Origin of the sequence: Streptococcus sp. 2018162, from assembly GCF_019754175.1 — a bacterium.
Lineage (GTDB): Bacteria > Bacillota > Bacilli > Lactobacillales > Streptococcaceae > Streptococcus > Streptococcus hashimotonensis.
Genome location: NZ_JAIJZP010000013.1, coordinates 1 through 6,102, shown reverse-complemented (window position 1 = coordinate 6,102; position 6,102 = coordinate 1). Strand labels below are relative to the sequence as shown.

The window sequence follows — 6,102 nt, the reverse complement described above, 5'->3', positions numbered from 1 at the left end:
AAGCCCCAGTCATCACAACAGAAGAAGTAACGGAGACAGAAGCTGTTGCTTATGAGACAGTTCGTGAAGACGATCCTACTCTTGAAGAAGGTAAGGAAGTCGTATCCGTAGCTGGTAAGGCCGGTGTTCGTACAATCGTCTATACCGTAACGAAGACAGATGGAGTAGAAACAGGTCGTGAAGTTAAGAGCGACACTATTACAACTCCAGCTGTAAATGAAGTGATTAAGGTTGGTACGAAGAAAGCCCCAGTCATCACAACAGAAGAAGTAACGGAGACAGAAGCTGTTGCTTATGAGACAGTTCGTGAAGACGATCCTACTCTTGAAGAAGGTAAGGAAGCAGTTGTGACACCAGGACAAGCCGGTGTTCGTACAATCGTCTATACCGTAACGAAGACAGATGGAGTAGAAACAGGTCGTGAAGTTAAGAGCGACACTATTACAACTCCAGCTGTGAACGAAGTGATTAAGGTTGGTACTAAGAAAGCACCAGTCATCACAACAGAAGAAGTAACGGAGACAGAAGCTGTTGCTTATGAGACAGTTCGTGAGAACGATCCTACCCTTGAAGAAGGTAAGGAAGTCGTATCCGTAGCTGGTAAGGCCGGTGTCCGTACAATCGTCTATACCGTAACGAAGACAGATGGAGTAGAAACAGGTCGTGAAGTTAAGAGCGACACTATTACAACTCCAGCTGTGAACGAAGTGATTAAAGTTGGTACGAAGAAAGCCCCAGTCATCACAACAGAAGAAGTAACGGAGACAGAAGCTGTTGCTTATGAGACAGTTCGTGAAGACGATCCTACTCTTGAAGAAGGTAAGGAAGTCGTATCCGTAGCTGGTAAGGCCGGTGTCCGTACAATCGTCTATACCGTAACGAAGACAGATGGAGTAGAAACAGGTCGTGAAGTTAAGAGCGACACTATTACAACTCCAGCTGTGAACGAAGTGATCAAGGTTGGTACGAAGAAAGCACCAGTCATCACAACAGAAGAAGTAACGGAGACAGAAGCTGTTGCTTATGAGACAGTTCGTGAGAACGATCCTACCCTTGAAGAAGGTAAGGAAGTTGTATCCGTAGCTGGTAAGGCCGGTGTTCGTACAATCGTCTATACCGTAACGAAGACAGATGGAGTGGAAACAGGTCGTGAAGTTAAGAGCGATAGCGTTACAACTCCAGCTGTGAATGAAGTGATTAAGGTTGGTACGAAGAAAGTAGCTCCTTCAATCAAGAACGATGTTCAAAAAAATGAGGAAACGGTAACCAAACCTAAAACCTCACAAAATGATAAAAATAAAACGGTGCTTCCAGAAACGGGAGAGCGAGTGTCTACATCTATTTGGATGACATTTGTTGGTTTCGTTATGATGGGGGTGGCATTTATTAAAAAACGCAAACAACAATAATACGATTGTTGGTGAGCGTAGGGGGATTTATCTAGAAAGGAACTTTTAATAGTTATGAAAAAGTATCGAAGGCTGAGACATCTGTTTATGATGTTCTCAGTGTTGCTATCACAACTAGGTATGCTTATAACTTCCGTCCCGAATATCCAGGCCGCCGACTTAGGTTCAACGACCACAGATGGAGTAACCACAACCGTCTCGCAAAAAGGTTGTGCGATTAAGATTGAAACAAAGCAAGAAGTGAACTGGGGATTACCACGTCAGCCAATTGACTTGGTAATCTTGCAGGATGCGAGTGGATCTTTTACAAATACAATTCGTAATGTAAAAGACGCCTTGATTGATTTGACGACTCCAGTAGCAGCTGATCAATACGATGAGAAAAATCCGCGACTAGTTTTCACGGATGATCCTAAAACCACAGACCGAGTTATGGTAGCATCATATGGTGGTGCGGATGGTTATCGTTTGTTTGATGCTGCTGATTCGAATAATGTCGCTACTTCGGATTCGAATTTTACAACATTGGGACGAACCGTAGCGCAGAATGGATATCGCTTTACATCCACAGGAGGAAGTCTTCTATCTAGCAAGCAACAAATTGATAATTATATCAATGGGTTTACTGTAGGAGGATTGACGCCTACTGTTCCAGCTATTGACCAGATTTTAGCCCAGTATAATACTGCGAAGCTTCAGGGCGGAGGCATGGCCAATAACCGTAAGACAGTCTTCTTACTGATTACGGATGGTGTTGCGAACGTACATGATGTTAACGGAACAAAATATTTAGATTTAAGTGTTTATCGTATGCAACATTTGGTATCTATGCTTCGTTCAGGGAGAACGGACTATGACGCCTTATACAACTACGCAGGATATCTAGGATATACTTTTTTAGGTGAGTTTGGTCAGAATTATATAGCTCGAGCAAATGAATTGAAAGAAGCTGGTAATCGTATCAAGCAATCGGTCGGTGCAGATGGTACAGTTGTTGTTGGCTTCTGGGAAGATCAATCACAGTTTGTAACATCAGGAGCATATTGGGATACTTATCTAAATAGAGATGTTTTTGCACGAGCGGGAATTAATACCGGAGATGATCGTTCTGTACGTGAAGTTTTTGAAGAAGCTTTGAAATCAGTTAGTTCGCCAGATAAAGAAATTAATGGTGAAAATGTTTCCTTCTATGTCAATGAGCAAAATGACATTAACGCTTTCTCAACAAAAATCTTGAAAGCTGTTACGTCTGCTTTGACTAAAGAAAATATTGTTGGTGACTTTACGGTTACGGATGGTTATAAAGTTAATAGTGTTACCATCAATGGCAAGAAGGTTGTTGAGACAGTAACGAACGAGAACACAGAAATCAAAGGTACCGTTACCCAAGAAGGGACTAAAGTAACGATTTCTGTACCAGACAGCGTCTTTAATCCTGGTAAAAACTCGTTTGAATACGACTTGACTAAGACAGCGGCAGAAGATGCGGCTCTATCAGAAGATGAGGAAACAGATCCTGCCGATGGCTACCAACCAGAAACTAAGACCGAAACAGTCGGTCAGTTGACTGGACGCTTTAAGGTTGGTGACTATGTAAGTGATTTGATTGGTTCTAAGGATCCAACCACTGTTCAAGTTACTGACTTGAAATACTGTTACCCAAGTGCAACGAAATCTATCACAGATGCGGATCAATCTAATGATACAGGTCAGTTGGATGATCCAGTTGTAAAAGGTAAAAAGTCATACGCTGCTAATTTGAGTACATTTAGCGAAGACTTTACGTACCAAGTTCTTTATCGCATGAATAATGCGCCATTGAACTTCGAAGCAAATCCTATGTTGATCGACAAGCTAGACTATCGTTTAGAGTATGTCGATGCTTATGTGACAGGTCAAGATGGCCAACGTCTAAATAATTTCAACATTCGAACGACCACAGGGAACGATGCCCTAGGTAATCAACGAACGATTGTTGTTGCGGATATTCCGGAAGCGCCTGGAACACAGACTCAGTATGTGAATGAAGGTAAGTATGGAGCTCACAAATTCAAGCAATATACTCTTCATGTGAAGGTGCGTATTAAGGATCAATATTCGAATGCGAACAATCCGGTTGTTTATCGTCAAATTTTACAAGAGAATGATGGTTTGGGTATCCTAAACCAAGCAAACATTGTATGGAACGGTAAGACAAATAATCCGGAAGATGAGGAAGCTAAGACACGTCGTTCAAATACTGTCTATGTTAAACCTCCTGTGGAAACAGACATCAAAAAAGATGTTCAAAGTGTTCCAAATAAGGAAGCAGGTTATAAACCTGGAAACTCACAAGAGTATCTAGAAAATAGGTCGCAAGAATTCTACTATAATGTGGAGTCTTCATGGCCAGGTTTGTTTGATACCTACTCTATTTCAGATACCCTAGTTCCTGAGCTAGAGGTTATCTCGGCAGAGGTATTTATTAACGATACCCCAAGTACAACATTGTCAGGGAAATTGGCTATTGATGCCAACAAGCAGTCCGTTGCTTTGAACTTGGTTAAAGCTGATGTCAATGCACGTTTGAATTTGGAGATTCGTCGAGCGACGGCTAACTACACTCAACCAGCTGTGGTTAGAATTGGAATCAAGGCAAAAATTCGAGATAATGCGAATTTAGCTAAGTATGTTGTGAATGGCGAAATCAAGGTTCCTAACGAAGCACAAGTAGTGCTGAACGGGAAACCACAAACCTCTAATATTGTATATGTGACTCCAAAAGAGCCAGGAATCAGCAAGAAAATCAACGATGCGAAGGATGAACACAACGTTCTCCAAGAGAGTGAAGATTTCACGTTTGATATTAAGACAAAATTGCCTGATAATATCAGCGCTTATAAGTCATACAAGATTGTTGACGTCTTGGATGAACGTCTTGAACTTAAAGATGGAGCACAACCATTTGTCAATGCAGAATTAAGTCAACATTTTGATGTAAGTTACGATGCGGCTACACGTACTGTAACAGCAGCAATCAAACCAGGTAGTTTTGCATTATTATCTGGAGGCGAGACAGTTCATTTAACGATTCCTGCTAAAGTGAAATCTGGTACAGCCTTTGCACAGATTCCTAATGAGGCAAAAGTCTACTACCGTGATCCGTCTAGCACAGGTGAAAAAGAAACTCCGCCGACTCCACCAGTTATTGTTACTCCACCACCACTTATTGAAAAACAAGTCAATGGGAAACAACACGCTGACTTAACGAAGCGTGATGAGGTGTTCGAATACACAATCAAATCAACGGTTCCTAAAGGTGCCGACACGTTTGAAATCACTGATGAGTTGGATGAGGCACTTGAATTTGCAGGAAACCAAGGTGATGTAGTTGTTAAAATTGCAGATACAGTGGTTACAGATGCAGTTGAAGTATCAGCTGTCGGACGTAATTTAGGTATTAAGTTCACGAAAGAGCAACTTACAAATGATGCAGGTAAGCCAATAGTTGTTACCTTTAATGCTAAGATTAGAGGAGATGCAAACCTGTCAGCAGATAAGTATGTTCAAACTGGAACAACGCTTATTCCGAATACAGCTAAGTATATTCTGAACAATAATCCTAAAGAATCTAATGAAGTAACCGTCACCCCACCAACTCCACCAACACCGACAGTAGATAAGAAGGTTAACGGTCAAGCTCATGAGAACTTGACAAACCGTGACCAAACGTTTGAATACAGCATTTCTACTCAGGTTCCAACTGATGCGAAGAAATTCGAAATCACTGACGAACTGAAGGATGTTCTAGAGTTTGCGGGAGCAGATGGTAAGGGCGAAGTCGTTGTTAAGATTGGTGATAAAGATGTCACACAGGACACAACTGTGAAGACAGAAAACCAAAACTTGACGATCAACTTGACGTCAGATCAACTTTCTAAACTTCAAGGTCAGGCAGTCGTGGTGACATTTAAAGCTAAGATTCGCGCTAATGTCAACTTGTCAGACTACATTACAGATGGAGCAGTCAAGGTTCCTAACGTTGCGAATATTACGGTTGATAATAAACCAAAAGTAACGTCAGAACCAGTAACCGTCACCCCACCAACTCCACCAACACCGACAGTAGATAAGAAGGTTAACGGTCAAGCTCATGAGAACTTGACAAACCGTGACCAAACGTTTGAATACAGCATTTCTACTCAGGTTCCAACTGATGCGAAGAAATTCGAAATCACTGACGAACTGAAGGATGTTCTAGAGTTTGCGGGAGCAGATGGTAAGGGCGAAGTCGTTGTTAAGATTGGTGATAAAGATGTCACACAGGACACAACTGTGAAGACAGAAAACCAAAACTTGACGATCAACTTGACGTCAGATCAACTTTCTAAACTTCAAGGTCAGGCAGTCGTGGTGACATTTAAAGCTAAGATTCGTGCTAATGTCAACTTGTCAGACTACATTACAGATGGAGCAGTCAAAGTTCCTAACGTTGCGAATATTACGGTTGATAATAAACCAAAAGTAACGTCAGAACCAGTAACCGTCACTCCACCAAGTCCAGAGAATCCACCGATTGTCAAGGACGTAAATGGAGCGGACCGTGCGGACTTGGCAACACGTGAAGAAAGCTTCACCTACCATATCACCAGTGCGGTACCAACTGATGCGACAGCCTTTGAGATCAGCGATACCCTCGTAGATGTCTTAGAGT

Annotated in this window: 2 protein-coding genes; both read left to right on the top strand. The window is 41.9% G+C overall.

What is annotated here, in order from left to right; genetic code table 11:
• On the top strand, window positions 1-1,409 hold a 1,409-nt coding region (locus tag K5Q22_RS09180), incomplete at its 5' end, for a G5 domain-containing protein (protein ID WP_221868617.1).
• 120 nt (window positions 1,410-1,529) lie between these two features.
• Window positions 1,530-6,102: isopeptide-forming domain-containing fimbrial protein (locus tag K5Q22_RS09175; RefSeq protein WP_221868615.1), on the top strand; the 4,573-nt coding region annotated here is incomplete at its 3' end.